General features: G+C 44.5%; 14 protein-coding genes. 11 read left to right on the top strand and 3 right to left on the bottom strand.

The genetic code is table 11. The features are described 5' to 3' along the window. Positions 1–124: 124 nt before the first annotated feature. Positions 125–580, top strand: coding sequence for a hypothetical protein (locus JMV76_RS07775; protein WP_201502245.1), 456 nt, complete (start codon positions 125–127; stop codon positions 578–580). 144 nt (positions 581–724) lie between these two features. Here JMV76_RS07775 and JMV76_RS07770 read toward each other — a convergent pair whose 3' ends face one another. Next, the gene (locus JMV76_RS07770) at positions 725–1,354 is read right to left on the bottom strand and encodes a TetR/AcrR family transcriptional regulator (protein WP_265090283.1); all 630 of its coding nucleotides are present in this window, start codon (positions 1,352–1,354) and stop codon (positions 725–727) included. A 326-nt stretch (positions 1,355–1,680) separates the two neighbouring features. Here JMV76_RS07770 and JMV76_RS07765 point away from each other — a divergent pair, with 326 nt between their 5' ends. The 10 genes from JMV76_RS07765 to JMV76_RS07720 all read left to right on the top strand — a co-directional run bounded on the left by JMV76_RS07765 (position 1,681) and on the right by JMV76_RS07720 (position 15,536). Beyond that, positions 1,681–2,832, top strand: a complete 1,152-nt coding sequence (locus JMV76_RS07765; protein WP_045445571.1) for an acyl-CoA dehydrogenase family protein — start codon at positions 1,681–1,683, stop codon at positions 2,830–2,832. Positions 2,833–2,936: 104 nt separating this feature from the next. Beyond that, on the top strand, positions 2,937–4,145 hold the full coding sequence (locus JMV76_RS07760; RefSeq protein WP_201502243.1) for an acetyl-CoA C-acetyltransferase: 1,209 nt from the start codon (positions 2,937–2,939) through the stop codon (positions 4,143–4,145). Positions 4,146–4,221: 76 nt separating this feature from the next. Next, positions 4,222–6,393, top strand: a complete 2,172-nt coding sequence (locus JMV76_RS07755; protein WP_201502242.1) for a 3-hydroxyacyl-CoA dehydrogenase NAD-binding domain-containing protein — start codon at positions 4,222–4,224, stop codon at positions 6,391–6,393. 64 nt (positions 6,394–6,457) lie between these two features. Beyond that, entirely contained in the window at positions 6,458–7,525 is a 1,068-nt protein-coding gene (locus tag JMV76_RS07750) for a CaiB/BaiF CoA transferase family protein (RefSeq protein WP_201502419.1), read from the top strand. A gap of 71 nt (positions 7,526–7,596) precedes the next feature. Then, positions 7,597–9,282: an AMP-binding protein gene (locus JMV76_RS07745; RefSeq protein ID WP_201502241.1), complete on the top strand. Its 1,686-nt coding sequence runs from the start codon at positions 7,597–7,599 to the stop codon at positions 9,280–9,282. 443 nt (positions 9,283–9,725) lie between these two features. Further along, positions 9,726–10,640 (top strand): ABC transporter ATP-binding protein, encoded by a 915-nt coding sequence (locus JMV76_RS07740; RefSeq protein ID WP_201502240.1) that lies wholly within the window; start codon positions 9,726–9,728, stop codon positions 10,638–10,640. A gap of 64 nt (positions 10,641–10,704) precedes the next feature. Next, entirely contained in the window at positions 10,705–12,399 is a 1,695-nt protein-coding gene (locus JMV76_RS07735; protein WP_201502239.1) for an iron ABC transporter permease, read from the top strand. Positions 12,400–12,501: 102 nt separating this feature from the next. After that, the gene (locus tag JMV76_RS07730) at positions 12,502–13,506 is read left to right on the top strand and encodes an ABC transporter substrate-binding protein (protein ID WP_201502238.1); all 1,005 of its coding nucleotides are present in this window, start codon (positions 12,502–12,504) and stop codon (positions 13,504–13,506) included. A 141-nt stretch (positions 13,507–13,647) separates the two neighbouring features. Further along, positions 13,648–14,790: a TIGR03364 family FAD-dependent oxidoreductase gene (locus JMV76_RS07725; protein ID WP_201502237.1), complete on the top strand. Its 1,143-nt coding sequence runs from the start codon at positions 13,648–13,650 to the stop codon at positions 14,788–14,790. Beyond that, positions 14,790–15,536 carry an HAD family hydrolase gene (locus tag JMV76_RS07720; protein WP_201502236.1) on the top strand — a complete coding sequence of 249 codons (747 nt, stop codon included), beginning with the start codon at positions 14,790–14,792 and terminating at the stop codon, positions 15,534–15,536. The genes JMV76_RS07725 and JMV76_RS07720 overlap by 1 nt, the downstream gene beginning before the upstream one ends. 218 nt (positions 15,537–15,754) lie before the next feature. Here JMV76_RS07720 and JMV76_RS07715 read toward each other — a convergent pair whose 3' ends face one another. Further along, complete coding sequence (locus JMV76_RS07715; RefSeq protein ID WP_201502235.1) at positions 15,755–16,300, bottom strand: GlcG/HbpS family heme-binding protein; 546 nt, start codon at positions 16,298–16,300, stop codon at positions 15,755–15,757. A 70-nt stretch (positions 16,301–16,370) separates the two neighbouring features. Beyond that, entirely contained in the window at positions 16,371–17,582 is a 1,212-nt protein-coding gene (locus tag JMV76_RS07710; RefSeq protein ID WP_201502234.1) for a CynX/NimT family MFS transporter, read from the bottom strand. Positions 17,583–17,680 lie beyond the last annotated feature (98 nt).

Genomic DNA, 17,680 nt, shown 5'->3' with positions numbered 1-17,680 from the left:
TAATTCTGGTAAAGCGCATGAGCCTGTACTCCGACATCCTCATTTGTGCCTGATTTTATTTGCCTATTTGGGCGTATTTCACCCTTTTTCGTCGGAGTTACAGGAGTCTAAGGTGTTCAATATCATGAGCCACATTGCTAACCAATCCAAATATACCCGTCATTACCACCCACGTCACCTTCTTGCCCAGTATGCGATCAATCAGATAGCGACACTTGAGCTGCGTTCGCAAGATATTGTTAGAGCCATGGGTTATCCTATCAAGCATACCATCCCTGCTTGTGAGCGCCTGCGTCATGTATTATCGAATAAATACCTTGGGCTTGATGGCAGCTATATGGATAAATATTTTACCGCTGATGAATTCTTAGCCACGCTATTTGCTGTGCTGGATATCCCTCATACGCCGTTTGCAGAAGACATCGCCCAGATCAAAGATGCTGCTGTGCACGCTCAGCATGATAATAAAAGTTCATCCTATGGCAGTGTGAGCAATGGCTATCAACAGATCAGTGAACAAGATTATGAAATGGTTGATAGAGTAGAAGAATATAAGCTAAAAAAATCTAAGGAATGTTGATTTTTAAGCATTAGTTTTTAAGTATTAAGCAAAGCCTCACTACAAAGTGAGGCTTTTTTTACTGTTATTTTTGATGGTGAAATTGAAAAATTGGCTGGTATGAATATTTCATAATATCGTACAAGTGATTGTATATCAAACTGATTATATGTCAGGCTTTGATATGGCTCGCCATAAAATCACGAATAACGCATCAAACTCTGCATTAATGGGTGTATCGGTCTGACGAATAATGTGCATCAAGCCAAGGCGACTAATGAATCCCATAAACACATCAAAAAGTATATAAAGGGGCACGGTGTCATTCAGTACGCCACGTTTTTGACCATCTTCCAACACATTCAAAAATGCCCCAATCAGCTCTTTATTTTCATAAATCGCAATGTTACGTATACGCGATGCCGATACCGAAGACAGCACCATAACCGCATCGGGATGTGAATCTACAAAGTCAAAACAAACCCATAATGTCTTGCGTAGCCTATCTTGCACGCTATCAATGCCTTGCAAATGATCCATGATGCGCGCTGCCAACCTGCCTAATACAATATCCATGATGGTATAAAACAGTGTTTGCTTATCACCAAAATATTTATACAGCGTCTGTAGTGAGACATTGGCAGACTTTGCAATTTGTGCCATGGTCACCTCATTAGAGTCAAAACCTGCAAACACTTTACGAACGGCTTTTTCAATTTTTTCTAAAGTAGCAGGGCGCATATCGGATAAGGGTGCCAAAGCTCGGGCTGTATTCATACTAGATATCTGACTCATAGATTGCATGCTTGATGATTCCTGTGCGGTGAGAATTTTTATACTGTGCTACAGCGTCTTATTTATCGGCTTGATAAGCTAGAGTTGAAATAGGTAATATAAATTACTATTGTTTGTTAATAGGTTGCGCATTGTCTTTTACTGTCCTAGTATAAGTCTTGCATGATATTAAATATAAAGAATACTAAGATTGTATATAACGGTAATTAAAATTACCATAAGTAATATGTTTACACTCAATAGTATTTTATATTAGGGCGTGTCCTCGTTTGAATTGAGGACACGCCCTAGCCATTATCAACTTCCCATCGTCAAGGACAGACAATATGAGTATTGAAAAATTCACCCCGAACTGGATGACCGAAGAGCACCAGATGGTGCATGACAGCGCGCTTAAAATGTTTCAATCGTGGGAGCCAAAGGACGAGCAGTGGCGTAAAAACGGCATGATTGACCGCGCTGCGTGGGAAGAGGCTGGCGCGATGGGATTCTTATGTGCATCGATACCAGAAGAATATGGCGGCGGCGGCGGTGACTTTGGTCATGAAGCGGCGCTTCTTTATGCGCAAGCTGAGGCTAATCAATCCGGATTCGGCGGCATGGTGCATTCAGGTATTGTCGCGCCTTATATCTTGAGTCATGGTACGGAAGCGCAGAAAAAAGAATGGCTACCTAAGATGGCGACGGGTGAGTATGTGGCTGCGATTGCTATGACCGAACCGGGTACAGGCTCAGACTTGCAGAACATCAAAACCTATGCGGTAAAAGATGGCGATGATTACATTATCAATGGTTCAAAAACCTTTATTACCAATGGTCAGCATGCCAACCTGATTTTGCTCGCCTGCAAAACCGATCGTGAAAAAGGGGCGCAAGGTGTTTCGCTTATCGTGGTAGAAACGGACAAAGTAGAAGGGTTTGAGCGTGGTCGTAATCTCGATAAGATTGGTCTGACCTCACAAGATACTTCGGAGTTATTTTTCAGCAATGTACGTGTGCCGCAAAAGAATTTGCTTGGCACAGTAGAGGGCATGGGTTTTATTCAAATGATGCAAGAGCTGCCACGTGAGCGTCTAATTATTGCTTTAACGGGCGTTGGTGCGATGAAGCTCGCGATTAATTTGACCCTAGAGTATGTCAAAGGTCGGGAAGCCTTTGGTAAACCTATTTGGAAGTTTCAAAATACGCGCTTTAAAATGGCAGAATGCTACGCTGATTATCTCGCTGCCAGCACGATGTGTGATGCCGCTGTCGATGCCATGTTAGAAGGCAAGTTGACAGTACCGCAGGCGTCTTTGATTAAATACTGGGTGACGCAAAAGCAGTGTGATGTGATAGACGAATGCGTACAGCTGTTTGGCGGTTATGGCTACATGACAGAATACCCGATTGCTCGTTTGTACGCTGATGCGCGAGTACAAAAAATCTACGGCGGCACCAATGAAATCATGAAAGAGCTGGCGTCACGCTTTATGTAAGCGGCTGATTTGCTTTTTGGTTCTACTTCTTGATTCTAAGACATAGATTATATTGCCATCATCCATCATGGTTATTTATTCAAAAAAGATAAAAAGGGATTTTTATGACTGAGACTGCTTACATTTATGATGCTATCCGTACCCCGCGTGGTAAAGGCAAAAAGGATGGATCTTTGTATCAGGCGTCACCAATTTGGCTTGCCCGTAACTTGTTAAAGGAAATTCAACAGCGTCATCATTTGGATACCAGTTTGGTCGATGATGTGGTGCTTGGTTGCGTAACACCCGTTGGCGAGCAGGGTTCTGATATTGCCCGTATAGCCGTCATTGATGCAGGATGGGCGCAAAGTGTCGCGGGTGTCACTTTATCTCGGTTTTGTGCCTCAGGTCTGGAGTCTATCAATCTGGCCGCTGCCAAAATTATGTCAGGTATGGAGGACATGGTGGTTGCAGGCGGCGTAGAATCGATGAGCCGCGTACCGATGGGCTCTGACGGCGGGGCATGGTATATGGATCCACGGGTTAATGAAGCGACGCATTTTGTTCCGCAAGGCGTTGGCGCGGATACCATAGCGACGCTAAAAGGCTTTAGCCGCACCGATGTTGATGCCTTTGCCAGCGAGTCACATCGCCGCGCCGCGCATGCTTGGGAGCAGGGCTATTATGATAAATCGGTCGTTCCCGTCACCGATATCAATGGCATGACGTTATTGGATAAAGACGAAACCATTCGTCCTGATACCAATATCGAAACCTTAGCTGGTCTCAATCCTTCTTTTATTATGCCCGGTAAGATGGGCTTTGATAGCGTTATCTTGGACAGATATACCACCATTGAAAAAGTAAATCACGTGCATCATGCGGGCAATTCTTCAGGCATCGTTGATGGTGCTGCAATTTGCTTAGTTGGTAGCGCAGCTGCTGGCAAAAAAGCAGGTCTAAAACCACGTGCCAAAATTACCATGGCTGCAGTCATTGGCTCAGAACCCGCTATTATGCTGACAGGGCCAACGCCTGCCTGCCAAAAAGCGCTCAAAAAAGCAGGTATGCAAGCTTCAGATATAGATCTATGGGAAATCAATGAAGCCTTTGCTGCCGTTCCGTTAAATACTGCCGATGACTTCGGACTCTCGCTTGATATCGTCAATGTCAATGGCGGCGCTATCGCTATGGGTCATCCACTTGGCGCAACGGGCGCGATGCTCATGACGACTGTGCTTGATGAGTTAGAACGTCGCGATCTGAAAACCGCGATGATCACGCTGTGTGTGGGTGGCGGTATGGGTATTGCCACTATCATTGAGCGCGTGTAGTGCTAATAGATTTTAGTGATTGTCATTAGTTTCTAGTGACTGATATCGACATAGAGTAATATAAAAAGGACTTGAAATGAGCATAAACAGCGTAGACGCCATCAATGCATTGAACTACTTTTCTGCCGAATCTGATAATAGCATTATCACCGTTACGATTGACCAAAGTAGTCGCAAAATGAATGTCATCGGCGACGGTTTCACCGATAGTTTTGCAGTGATGACTAACAGCTTTATTAACGATGCGTCTGCCAAAGGTTTGATTTTAACCTCTGGCAAAGAGACCTTTGTCGTCGGTGCCGATATTGACCAATTGGCTGATATTGAAACCGCTGAACAAGCCCTTGAGCTGGTCGAGGACCTGAAAGCTAGCTTACGCAAACTAGAGAAATCTGGTAAACCTATCGTCGCCGCCATGACTGGAACGGCACTTGGCGGTGGTTTAGAGTTGGCATTGGCCTGTCATTATCGTATCGCGATTGATTCGCCTAAAACCAAACTGGGTCTACCTGAGGTCAAATTGGGCTTGCTGCCGGGTGGCGGTGGTACTCAGCGTTTACCGCGATTGGTTGGCATTCAAGTGGCATTGGAGTTGATGACCCAAGGTAAAGAGCTGCATCCAACTGCTGCTAAAGACATGGGTTTAATCGATGCTGTTGCCACTGATAAAGCAGATATGCTCAAGCAGGCAAAAGACTGGATTAACGCCAATCCCAGTGCCCAGCAGCCATGGGATAGAAAGGGCTTTAAAATTCCCGGCGGTGATAGTAAACATCCTAGTATTGTACCGATATTTTCTATTGCACCAGCCATGGCCAATCAAAAGTCACACGGCAATTATCCAGCCATTACTCACATCATGTCTTGTGTGTTCGAGGGCTGCTTAGTGGATATCGATACGGGACTTGAGCTTGAGTCGCGTTATTTCGCCGCTTGTGTGCTGTCTGCTGAATCTAGAAATATGATCAACACGCTATGGACGCAGCTGAATAGTATTAAAAAAGGTCAATCTCGTCCAAATGGCTTTGAGCGCTATAAAACTAAAAAGGTTGGCATTCTAGGTGCAGGCATGATGGGTGCGGGTATTGCTTATGTCACCGCAAAGGCGGGGATCGACGTTGTACTCCTCGACACTGACATAGTAGGCGCTGAAAAAGGCAAAGCGTATTCTGCCACCATTTTGGATAAAGCCATTAGCCGTAAACGCTCCACTGAAGAGAAAAAGCAAGCGTTACTCAATCGCATCAAGCCAACAGTGTTTTATGAGGATTTGGCAGACTGTGACCTTATCATTGAAGCGGTGTTTGAAAATCGTGAGATTAAAGCCAAGTGTACTCAGCAATCTGAGGCGGTGATTCCTAACACGGCTGTCTATGCGTCTAATACGTCGACACTGCCCATTACTGGATTGGCTAAAGCCAGCACGCGTCCCAATCAATTTATCGGATTACATTTTTTCTCTCCAGTCGACAAGATGCCGTTGGTTGAGATTATCATGGGCGAGCAAACGGATGACGCCACTTTAGCAAAAGCCTTTGATTATGTGCTACAAATCGGTAAAACACCTATTGTCGTTAATGACAGTCGTGGTTTTTATACCTCACGGGTATTTGGCACTTATGTGTCAGAAGGGGTGGCGATGTTAGGCGAGGGCGTCCATCCGCGCAGCATCGAAGTTGCTGGCATGAAAACGGGCATGCCCATGCCGCCACTGGCATTGCAAGATGAGGTGTCATTAAGTTTGGCGTTGCATGTGAGCGAACAGCAGCAGCTGGATATGAAGGCTGAAGGTAAACCCATTGCTGTGCGTCCCTCGTACGAGATACTGAAAACGCTGGTCAAAGAACACAATCGCGAGGGCAAAAAGAATGGTAAAGGCTTTTATGAGTATGCCAATAATGGCGACAAATACTTGTGGCCTGAGCTGATGAATTTATATCCAGTAAAATTAGAGCAGCCATCACAGCAAGATTTAATCGATCGTTTGATGTTTATCCAAGCCAACGAATCTGCTAAATGCTATCAAGAAAACGTCGTGCGCTCTGTCGCTGATACCAATATCGGCTCTATTTTTGGCTGGGGCTTTGCGCCACATCAAGGTGGTACGCTACAGTTCATCAATGCTATGGGATTAGAGGCGTTCATCACCCGTAGCCGTGAACTTGCGGCTCAATACGGTGAGCGTTTTGAGCCAGCGCAAATTCTGCTAGACATGGCAGATAAAGGTGAGGTGTTTTCTGATGACTGAGCTGATGGTTAATTCTACGATTCATTCTATGCTTGATTCTGTGACTAATACGAGCACTGGTTCAATGATAGATTTAATGGCAGATTGCTTACAAGGGCTGCGCGTCGTTGATTTGACTCGTAATTTACCGGGACCATTTGCGACGCGTTTGCTTGCAGATTTGGGCGCAGAAATCATTAAGATTGAACCTAAAAATGGTGATCCTGCCAGAGCCTTTGGCGAATTGTTTAAAGCACTAAATCATGGCAAAACTACTGAAAGTCATGACTTTCGTGATCCTCAAGGTATTGCTGCTATCAAAGCGCATCTTAAAGATGCTGATGTGATGTTGGATAGCTTTCGCCCTGACGTCCTAGAAGGTATGGGACTAGACGCTACAACGCTTCATGCGATTAATCCAAAGCTAGTCATGGTATCGATTACTGGTTATGGTTTGGCATCTAGCGATTCGAAAACTGAGATTAATCATGACTGGGCTGATAAAGCCGGCCATGATATTAACTTTATGGCGATGAGCGGTATTTTAGACCAATTAAAGACGGCGGACGGCGAGCAGGCAATGCCTAACGTTCAATTTGCAGATTTGGCAGGCGGCAGTGATACCGCTGTGATTGCACTGCTTGCTGCCGTATTCGCCGCCCAGCGGACGGGCAAAGGTCGTCATGTTGCCGTTAGTATGACGCACAGCTTGTATCAGCATATGGTCATGCCAAAGGCAACGGGAACACTGGTGAAAAGTTTCTCAGGACAACAACCAGCACCGCATCATGATTTTCTGGGTGGATTATTACCTTGCTATCGCCTATACAAAACTTCAGACGAGCGCTATATGGCCATTGGTTCGTTAGAGCTGAAATTCTGGCAAGGGCTGTGTGAAGTATTGGATTTGTCTGCGCTCAAAAATAGCCATTGGCAACGTGGCGTTATGCCAAATACCTCTGAAAGCCAAGCGGCGGCTAAGGCGATAAGCGATAAATTTGCCAGTCAAACACTTGAGCATTGGCAGCAAGTTTTTGCGCTCGTTGATGTCTGTGTCACCCCTGTGCTTAGCCTCAGTGAAGCAAAAGCACATCCCTTATTTGCCCATCAAGATGCGTATGATGCAACGTCAGGATGGCAGCAGGTTCAGTAGTTAGGTTTTTTATAAGAAACGCTTCAAAGCCATTGAGTTTTTCATAAGTTAATTACCAAGGAAGGTAAGTTATGGATCAGTTTTGGACGCAGCATTATCCTAAAGGGATAAATGCACAGATAGCGCCGCCACATAATACATTGATTGACATGTTTGATGACAAATTAACAGAATATGCCAGCCATGAATTTATCACCAACATGGGTGTTACTTATTCTTATGGGCAAGTGGATAGCATGTCATTGGCTATTGCGGCTTGGATTCAAAGTCTGGGTCTAGCAAAGGGTTCGGTCATAGGCATCATGATGCCCAACGTCAACCAGTACCTGCCTATTGTCATAGGAGCAATTCGTGCTGGTATGGTCACAACGCTCATCAATCCGCTGTATAGTCCTCGTGAATTGAGACATCAATTGGCTGACTCAGATACTGCTGTATTATTTATATTAGAACCATTTTGTAAAACGTTAGAGAAAATCATCAAAGACACGCCTGTCAAAACCGTGGTCATCAGCAAGATTGGCGATATGTTAGGAGTAGTGAAAGGTGCGCTTGTTAATATCGCTGCCAAATATGTCAAAAAAGCCATTCCCCGTTATCAGCTGAAATCCAATTCTCATTATACCGTGACTCGCTATAAAGCCGTTTTAAAATGCGCCAAAAAATTAAGCTATTCTCGTCCTACCATTCAAGCGGACGACTTATTAATGCTGCAATATACTGGCGGTACGACAGGCGTTGCCAAAGGTATTTTGATTACCAATCAAAATGTTGTGACCGCCACTTACCAGTTTGTCGAATGGTTCAAGCCAGTCTATGACGCCATGTCTGATAGTACTCAAATAAATACCATTGTCGCTTTACCGCTGTATCATATTTATGCGTTTATCTGCTCAATAGTTGGGTTGAGTGTGGGTCAGCATCTCACACTGGTTACCAATCCACGTGATATTGAAGGGTTTATCAAGATATTGCGCAAGCGTCCTTTTCATCTATTGCCTGGTGTTAATACTTTGTTCCAAGCCCTGCTGATGAACCCAAAATTTAAGGAGCTGGATTTTTCTGCATGCAAATTAACTGTAGTTGGTGGTATGGCAGCGACCCCTGAAACTGCTAAGCGCTGGCGTGAAGTCACAGGTCTGCCTATCCTCGAAGGCTGGGGTATGTCTGAGACGCTAGGCGTGGGTACCGCCAATCCATTTAATGGCACTGAATATAGTGGCAACGTGGGCTTACCTCTGCCTAGTGTCGATATCAGTATCCGTGATGATGATGAAAATATTCTCGCCATAAATGAAGTTGGTGAGATGTGCATCAAAGGTGACAATGTCATTACTCATTATCATAATATTGACAATACGACGTTTTTTACTGCTGATGGTTACTTAAAGACAGGTGATATTGCATCTATGAACGAGCAGGGTGCTATTAAGATATATGACCGTAAAAAAGACATGATTATCGTCAGTGGTTTCAACGTTTATCCTAACGAAGTAGAAAACATCATTGAGGAGCACCCTAAGGTTGCCGAATGTTCAGTGGTGGGTATCGATGATGAGTTGCAGGGTCAGTCGGTCAAAGCCTACGTTGTAAAAGCTGATGACAGCTTAAATGAAGATGATATTAAAGCGCTGTGCCAAGCAAATCTAGCCGCCTATAAATGCCCGCGCCATATCGAATTCATAGACGAGTTACCCAAATCAACTGTCGGAAAAATACTGCGTCACAAGCTGAGAAAATTGGCTCATGAAGCGTAACGACTACTCAACAGACTCTCATCAATAACATCTACGTTTAACGCATTTTGTCTGTCATCTATTGGCAGGCTTTCTGTTTTTAGAAGGCCTCATTTAATGGTATTAAATGAGGTCTTCTATTTTGGAAAATGCTCATGGGATTGTTTTCGATACTTTATCTAGGGCGTGTCCTCATTTTAAAAATGGTGATAAAAATGAGATAAATTGCCGTCAAACAAGGAAGCTAGCACCGTTAATATCGAGATATTGATATGCTATTTGACGATGTTTAACAAAATTTAGCCATGTTTAGCCCATTTAGAGAGTAATTGATTGAATTGAGGACACGCCCTAACGTTGTTTGATGTCATCGTATTGTCATGGCTCTTTAACCAAAATGTCACAACTACTGGCTACACTGCTGACCTAGGCAATACAAATAATAAATGATCAGGTTGGTTGATATGTTAGAGCTTAGAGGTGTGACGAAAAAGTATGAGAATAAAGTTATCTTTGAAGATATTTCCCTCAAAATTAATAAGGGCGAAATTGTCTCAATCTTAGGGCCTTCTGGCTGTGGTAAAACGACTTTATTGCATATTATCTTAGGTTTGACAGGTATCAATGGCGGTCGTCTTGCTTATAACGGCGAAGACATTACACGAGTGCCGATGAAAAAAAGAGGCTTTAATATTGTCTTTCAAGACTATGCACTGTTTCCCAATCTAAATGTCAAACAAAACATCGAATACGGTCTACGCAATAATCCCCATATTAGCACGCAAGCAGAAGTCGATGAACTGGTCGACTTACTCGATATCGAAGCCCACCTAAATAAACGTATCAGCCAATTGTCTGGTGGTCAAAAGCAGCGCGTGGCACTCGCACGCACTTTGGTGATGAAGCCTAAAATTCTGTTATTAGATGAGCCTTTATCTGCGCTAGATGGTGTCATCAAAGAAACCATCAAAGCGCGTATTCGTGAGATTTCCGTTCGCTATCAGTTGACGACTTTAATAGTCACTCATGATCCAGAAGAAGCCATGACGTTATCTGATCGTATTTTACTGCTCTCAGACGGCAAAGTGGCACAGTTCGCGACACCAACGGAAATCATTCGCAACCCAGCCAATGATTTTGTCAAAAACTTCATTCTCAATCAGCTCAATATTAAGCGTCGCAATATCTTAAGTTTATTCGCGGATGATGGGGCAACTATCGACCCTTTAAGCAAATATACCCAGCGCCAACATTACGGTCAGGATGACAGTGTGGTGACTCATCGTTATGACGATATCGATGGTATGGACACTACCGACGATCTTAACGTTATTAAAGACAGTCATCAGCAAAAACGAAAAGATGCCACCATCAATTAATACTGATTAAAAATAAAAATGCCGTGAATGACCGTATTTGACCATTTGATCGTCTTGGATATTTATGAAATTGAGCAATTCACCCCTCGTAAAAGCAATTTGGCTATTCGTTGCTGTTTTATTCGTCATGTTTATGTTTGTGCCATTAGTCAAGCTGCTGGCACTGTCTTTGAATGTCGGTGATGCATTAGGGCTAGAAAACTACACCAGTATTTTGAGCAGTGATGGCTTTTTGCAGACCATGCAAAACAGCTTTTTTGTGGCGGCGATGAGTGCGCTTAGCGCGACGTTTTTGGGCTTTATTTTGGCTTATACCGTGCATTGGAGCAATTTGCCCAAAGGTTTTAAACAATTTATTAAGCTGGCGGCATTATTTCCTATGTTGTTGCCAACCGTAACCTATGGCTTTGCCATTATTTATACCTTTGGCAAACAAGGCTTGCTGACTCAGATTCTTGGCTTTCAGCTGTTTGAGGACATATATGGCTTTTATGGCATGTGGCTTGGTTATACCATTTATACCTTGCCCATTGCTTTTTTATTATTGAACAATACGTTCCAATATTTGGACAAAAAGTTTGTCGTTGTATCAGAGTTGATGGGAGACTCTCCTTATCGCCAGTTTGACATGACTGTGGTGCGCCCTCTAATCGGCACCTTTGCAGCAGCGATGATTCAATGTTTCTTTTTAGCCTTTACAGACTTTGGTATTCCAGCGTCGATTGGGGGGCTATATAGCGTCATCGCCACTGAGCTTTATACCCAAATCTTAGGCGCGTCACCGTCATTCGAAAAGGGGGCAGTGGTTGCGTTATTTATGCTGGTGCCATCCATCCTAAGCATCGCCATACTATGGTACGTGGCACGCTTCAATGTGCGCTATGACTCAGTTGAAATGATTGATCTGCCCACCTCAAAAATCAAAGACCGTGTTTTGGCGGTGTTATCGAGTGTGATTTTAGCCTCACTGTTACTGGTATTCGCCGTGATATTCATCATCCCATGGATTAAATCATGGCCTTATCAGATGGTCTTCACCACCGAGATTGTCAGCGAGGCTTTAGAGTCTGCCAATCTGATGCGGGTCTATAAAAACTCATTACTTGTGGCGGTATTAACGGCGGTGTTTGGCACCTTGATTACGTATTTTTCAGCCTTGCTATACGAGCGCTCAAGCCTGTTTAAACTGGGAAAATTCAGTATTGAAAGCTCAGCATTGGTGACCAATACGGTGCCTGGAATGGTCGTTGGTATTGCCTATTTGATGGTGTTTTCGGGGTCGGCGGTCGCCAATACTATTTTTATCATCGTGATTAGCAACATCATTCATTACTTTGCCACGCCTTATTTGATGAGTAAAAACGCACTGTCTAAAATGAATTTGGGCTGGGAGACGACGGCTGGTCTGTTGGGTGACTCATGGTTTGCATCGTTACGCCGCATCGTCGTGCCCAATTCGTTTTTTACGCTGATTGAAGTCGCTTCATTCTATTTTATCAGTGCCATGGTGACGATTAGCGCGGTTATCTTTATTTCAGGTGCCAAAACCATGGTACTCACCACCAAGATAGTCGAGCTACAGCACTTTGCGCGCTTCGATGAGATTTTTATCTTGTCGCTGATGATATTGCTGACCAATATTGGCGCACTGATGTTGTTTGCTATTGTCCGTCATATTTATAGCAAACGGCTCTCTGGTAGAGCGGCAATAAAAACCAAGAAAAAACCTAAGTCAATGGTGATATCAACGTCTTCTTAGTCTTACTCATCGGTCAAGCGCATTGATAAGATTTATTTTCGTTTTATATTTTAAGCAACAACTTTTTCATTATTAAAACATCAACAAATAATAGGACAAATAATGTTTTTATTTAAAACGTTAGTGGCAAGTTTCGCGTGCGGGATTGTCTTGGCAGGTTGTAGTTCGCCTGAGTCGGAAGGAGGTGCTTCTAGTACTATCGAAGAAGTGGTCATTTATAGCAATGCCGACGAAGAAGCGGTCGAGGTCATCCAAGAGGTTTTAGACGAAGCAGGCTATGAGGGTCAGTATGTCTTTCAGTCTTTTGGGACAGGGGAGTTGGGTGGGCGTTTGCTGGCAGAAGGCGATAATACAGAGGCGGATATGGTGACGATGAGCTCGTTCTACTTAGAAAGTGCCCAAGCCAAGCATCCTATGTTTAAAGAATTGACCTTTGACGTTGACCCGCAAGTGGCGGTCCCAAATTACTATGCACCAATACTGGGTTTTACGGGCGCTATTATTTTAAACACAAAAGAGATGGCGGCGCAAAATCTGCCCAGACCAACCAGTGCCAAGGATTTGGCAAACCCGATCTACAAAAATAAAATTGCGATGGTGGATCCTAATGGCTCATCGACAGGTTGGCTCTTTATTCAAGACGTCACCGCTACTTATGGAATGGGCGCTGAAGGGCAGAAAATTATGAACGATATCCGCACCAATGCGGGTCCAAACTTGGAGTTGTCAGGCTCAGGTCCGATCAAAAAAGTGATGGCAGGTGAGGTACCGATTGGTTTTGGCTTGCGTCATCAAGCAATCGCAAACAAAGCACAAGGCTTGCCCATTGATTATGTTGACCCAAGCGAGGGAAATTATACGCTAACGGAATCGGTAGCCGTTATTGATAAAGGCGAGAACATCAATCCAAATGCGATGAAAATGGCTGAAATCATTGTTAAAAATGCGCGTCCAAAATTATTAACGATATACCCAAATGTGATTTATGACGGTGAAACAGTCGCTCCTGACAATCAAATAAAAAACAGCAAAACGTACGGCGAGCCATTGACGGCTGAGCTGCTAGATAAGCACAGAGCGTTTTTCCATGGACAAACTGAATCGTAAATGAATCCATAAAAGCCGTGATGAGTAGTCATTGTTCAAATGCATTATTTCATCGGCTAGTGAAATCCTTAAAACAAGGATTAAGCCGCTAAAACATAAATTGAGTATCATTTGTAATCAATCATAAAGAAGAAAAAAGCTATGACAGGGACAAGTAAATTATCAGATAAACAGTATGATGTGGTCGTCGTTGGGGGAGGTATCGTTGGTCTTGCCAGCGCTTATGCTGCCGTAAAAAAAGGGCTGAAAGTGGCGTTGGTAGAGCGTGAAGCACAGAATAAAGATGCCTCGATTCGTAACTTTGGCTTTGTGACGGTTAGTGGTCAGCGTAGCGGTGAGCATTGGCAACGTGCCATGCACTCACGCAATATCTGGGCAGACATCGCGCCAAAAGCCGGTATCAAGGTTGAGCATACTGGTCTGCACATGCTGGTTCAGCGCCCTGAAGCGATGAGCGTTGCCGACGCGTTTTTGAAGACTGAAATGGGCGAGTCCTGTCGCTTATTGAGCCAATCAGAAATACAGGAGCAGACGCCTTATCTTAAAACAGGTTTGGGCGTTTTATATAGCCCGCACGAGCTGAGAGTCGAGTCAAATACCACGATTGGCAAATTGGCGGACTGGTTAGCACAGGTGCATGGCGTGGATTTTTATAACAAAACCACGGTTCAGGCGGTTGACTTGCCCACTGTTCATACCAGTCGAGGGGCGCTACAGACAGCGCATTGTGTGATCTGTCCTGGGGCAGATTTACATGGCTTATATCCTGATACCTTAGCGCAGTCTGATGCCAAACTCTGTACCCTCAATATGATGCGCGTGATGCCAAGGCAAGCATTCAAACTAAATGCTGCTGTCATGTCAGATCTGAGTTTTGCTCGTTATGATGGGTTTGCCCAGCTACCAGAAGCCCGTGCGCTTATCAGTTTACTTGATACCACCCAAGCTGCTGAGCGCAAGGCTGGCGTACATTTAATCGTTGTTCAATCAGCGGATGGCTCACTTATCATTGGTGACAGTCATGATTACTGTGATAAAGAGCTACCCTTTAGAGACACTTATTCAGATAACTTAATCATCAACGAGTTCAAAAAAGTCATGGACATCGGTGAGGTAGACATCACTCAGCACTGGTTAGGGGTCTATCCAAGTGCCGACAATGTCGTGTTTAAAGCATCACCAGAATCAGGTGTTGCCATCGGTACCATCACAAGCGGCACAGGCGCATCAACGGGATTTGCCTTTGGTGAAGAGTTAATTAATTTAGTATTGGAGTCAAAATAATGAATACAGATATTCATCGTATCAAAGCGCCATTCGACGCGATCAAACTGTGTGTCTTTGATATGGCAGGCACGACCGTCAATGAAAACAATTTGGTTTATAAGACCGTATGTGATGCGATCAATCACACCCTACAACAGGTTGGTCAAACAGACATTCAGGTTAATCTAGAGGTATGTTTAGAGTTTGGGGCTGGCAAAGAAAAGCGACAAGCCATTAGCGATATACTCAATGAAGTATGCAAACATGACAATACCGCGACCGCTGATAGTGAAAAATGGACGGATGCTGCCTTTAATACCTTTAAATCAGCGTTGGCATCAGCCTATACCAAGGACACGGTAGCAACCTTCGATGGCATGCTAGATTTTTTCAATCAGTTAAAGCAGTCGGGTAGAAAAGTCGTGCTAAATACGGGCTACGATATTCAGACTGCCAATAAAATATTGACCCTTTTAGGATGGTCAGTGGGTCGTGATATTGATGCTTTGATTACAGCAGATGATGTGCACAATGGTCGTCCTGCACCAGATATGATTACCCTTGCTATGGACAAGTTTGGGATTGAGCATTCGCAACAGGTATTGAAAGCAGGGGACAGCGGCATCGATATCGAAGAAGGCAAAAATGCCCATTGTGGTCTATGTATTGGGGTGCTCACTGGTGCTCAAACCCATGTGCAACTGGAGAAATATTCACCAGATATCGTGCTTGAGAAGCTCACGGATCTGGCGTCATTAATCTAGAGTATGTCCTCAATTTAATTGAGGCATCTATATGGGCTAAAAATGGCTAGATTAAGACATGGGGTGCTTTAATGGCGCATTTTAGAAGGAGAGGAATCATTACATGGTTTCTCTCCTTCTTCTTTCATAGAAGTAACGATAAATATAAGGACAGACAGGTTTATCAATTTTCGAACAGCATAATGTGTGGAATATTTGTCTTGAAATTTTAGCCCACTCTAATGCTGCTCTAATGCTTTTAGACCTGCTTTGGCGATGTGTACATCTTCGCTGCCATGTGCGCCGCCCACCCCGATACCACCAACTACGATACCATCGATATAAATGGGTACGCCGCCATCTAAGATAAGGATGTTTTCATCCAGATAGCGTAGGTCTTCAGGAATCGTGCCGTCTTTGATGCCTTTGGCGATGACCGCCGTTTCTCTTTTTTGTGAGTTTGCGGTATAGGCTTTTTTATAACTGGCACGCACGGTATGCACGCCAGCGCGGTGATCTCTGAGCACTGCTAAGGTTTGTCCAGAGGCGTCAACGACGGTGACAGATACCATCAAATTGTTGTTTTTGGCTTCTAATGCGGCGGCATTCACCATGTTTTGTGCCATCTCGCCAGTCAATAATGGAATGGTTGCCATCTCTGCTCCTTGGGTTATTACGTTTGGTTTGATCGCTTGCACTTGATACTGTGAGTGCGAAGTGTTGGCACACGCGGAGATGGACAATAGTGAAGTTGCAATCGTGACATAGATAACGAGTTTTTTCATAATCAATCCTTTCATAGTTAATCCTTGAGGTTGTTTTGAATATCGCATGACGTGACTCAATACGCCTGAATCAAAGCTTAGACAAGTCAATTGCCTGATGATAACTTGCTGGGGCAAACTTGATGGTGACAAACAGCATGCCGATAAGGCTGATCAATAGCATCCACCAAACCGCTTGAAAACTGCCAGTCGACTCGCGTAGCACACCTGCGACATAAGGCGCGATGGCGGTAATAATAAAGCCAATGCCTTGGACAAATGCTGCCAGTGCCCCAGCGAGTTTGGGTTTTGACAAATGATCTAACGCGACGGTCAATGTCAATGAAAAGCAAGCACCAAGACCACAGCCAATCAAGGCAATCCACAAGATGAGTAAAGCTGTCGGCATGGTAATCAAACCTATAAATCCAGCAATTTGTATCCCTACGGCAAAAAACAACCAAGGTCGGCGGTCGAGACGATGGGCGGATAACATTGGAATAACCAGCGCACCAATGACCTGAAAAATCGTCATGATACCGATCAGCTCGCCACTACTTTGCGCGCTCCAGCCCAAAGTCTGCGCATAGCTTGGCAACCATGCAATCATACAAGCATATCCAGCGTTTGCCACACCAAAATAACTTGCCACCAGCCAAGCACGGCGATTGCCAAAAAAGTTGATTTTTACCCCGTCGTCTCGATTTTCCATCTGCTCAGAGGGGCGTCGCCACCACAGCACGAGGGCAAAAACTGGCACTATCAGCCAAATACCCAAACCAGATTGCCAACTGCCGTAATGTTGAGCGACCACGGGACTCAAGATAGCGGCAACCCCGCCATCAGTCATCAGTGCAGCAGAGTAAACGCCCATAGCAAGTGGCACGCGCGCAGGATACCAGCGTTTGACCACGCCAGGCGCCATTGCTTGCACGATGGCGATACCTGTACCACCTATCAAGGTGTTGACAATCAGCATCCCTCTCGCGTCTAACCACAAGCGCCATAAACCCGCTAAGGCAATCGCCAACAGACCGCCTGTGATCCATGCACTTTCACTAAATCGTCGCCCAAGCCAAGGCAACAGTAGCGGAAATATACCCATACACAGCATCGGCAGCACTACCAATAAAGAGGCGGCTTGTAAACCCATCGCTGTACTTAGGCGAATTTCTGTCAGCAACGGACCAGTAGAAGTGATCGTTGGTCGCAGCGTCATCGCCAATCCAGCAATCACCAGCATAGGAAACAACAAGGTCAGTATCGACGAACGCGCCTTGGAGGAGATATGATCAGTACTCATGAATAATATAAAATCCGTATTAAGAAAGGCAGTACCAAAAAATCACCGCCTGAGTCGCCAAAAAAGCCAACGTCACTATATGCCGAACGCCGACTTTT

Origin of the sequence: Psychrobacter cibarius, from assembly GCF_904845955.1 — a bacterium.
GTDB lineage: Bacteria > Pseudomonadota > Gammaproteobacteria > Pseudomonadales > Moraxellaceae > Psychrobacter > Psychrobacter cibarius_B.
This window is presented reverse-complemented; position numbering and strand designations above follow the sequence as displayed.

Excerpts from the sequence above, each read along its gene's own strand:
- JMV76_RS07760 (WP_201502243.1), top strand. The coding sequence starts at position 2,937 with ATGACTGAGACTGCTTACATTTATGATGCTATCCGTACCCCGCGTGGT.
- JMV76_RS07755 (WP_201502242.1), top strand. The coding sequence starts at position 4,222 with ATGAGCATAAACAGCGTAGACGCCATCAATGCATTGAACTACTTTTCT.
- JMV76_RS07740 (WP_201502240.1), top strand. The coding sequence starts at position 9,726 with ATGTTAGAGCTTAGAGGTGTGACGAAAAAGTATGAGAATAAAGTTATC.
- JMV76_RS07770 (WP_265090283.1), bottom strand. The coding sequence starts at position 1,354 with ATGAGTCAGATATCTAGTATGAATACAGCCCGAGCTTTGGCACCCTTA.
- JMV76_RS07710 (WP_201502234.1), bottom strand. The coding sequence starts at position 17,582 with ATGAGTACTGATCATATCTCCTCCAAGGCGCGTTCGTCGATACTGACC.
- JMV76_RS07725 (WP_201502237.1), top strand. The coding sequence starts at position 13,648 with ATGACAGGGACAAGTAAATTATCAGATAAACAGTATGATGTGGTCGTC.
- JMV76_RS07735 (WP_201502239.1), top strand. The coding sequence starts at position 10,705 with ATGAAATTGAGCAATTCACCCCTCGTAAAAGCAATTTGGCTATTCGTT.
- JMV76_RS07730 (WP_201502238.1), top strand. The coding sequence starts at position 12,502 with ATGTTTTTATTTAAAACGTTAGTGGCAAGTTTCGCGTGCGGGATTGTC.
- JMV76_RS07720 (WP_201502236.1), top strand. The coding sequence starts at position 14,790 with ATGAATACAGATATTCATCGTATCAAAGCGCCATTCGACGCGATCAAA.
- JMV76_RS07715 (WP_201502235.1), bottom strand. The coding sequence starts at position 16,300 with ATGAAAAAACTCGTTATCTATGTCACGATTGCAACTTCACTATTGTCC.
- JMV76_RS07745 (WP_201502241.1), top strand. The coding sequence starts at position 7,597 with ATGGATCAGTTTTGGACGCAGCATTATCCTAAAGGGATAAATGCACAG.
- JMV76_RS07750 (WP_201502419.1), top strand. The coding sequence starts at position 6,458 with ATGATAGATTTAATGGCAGATTGCTTACAAGGGCTGCGCGTCGTTGAT.
- JMV76_RS07775 (WP_201502245.1), top strand. The coding sequence starts at position 125 with ATGAGCCACATTGCTAACCAATCCAAATATACCCGTCATTACCACCCA.
- JMV76_RS07765 (WP_045445571.1), top strand. The coding sequence starts at position 1,681 with ATGAGTATTGAAAAATTCACCCCGAACTGGATGACCGAAGAGCACCAG.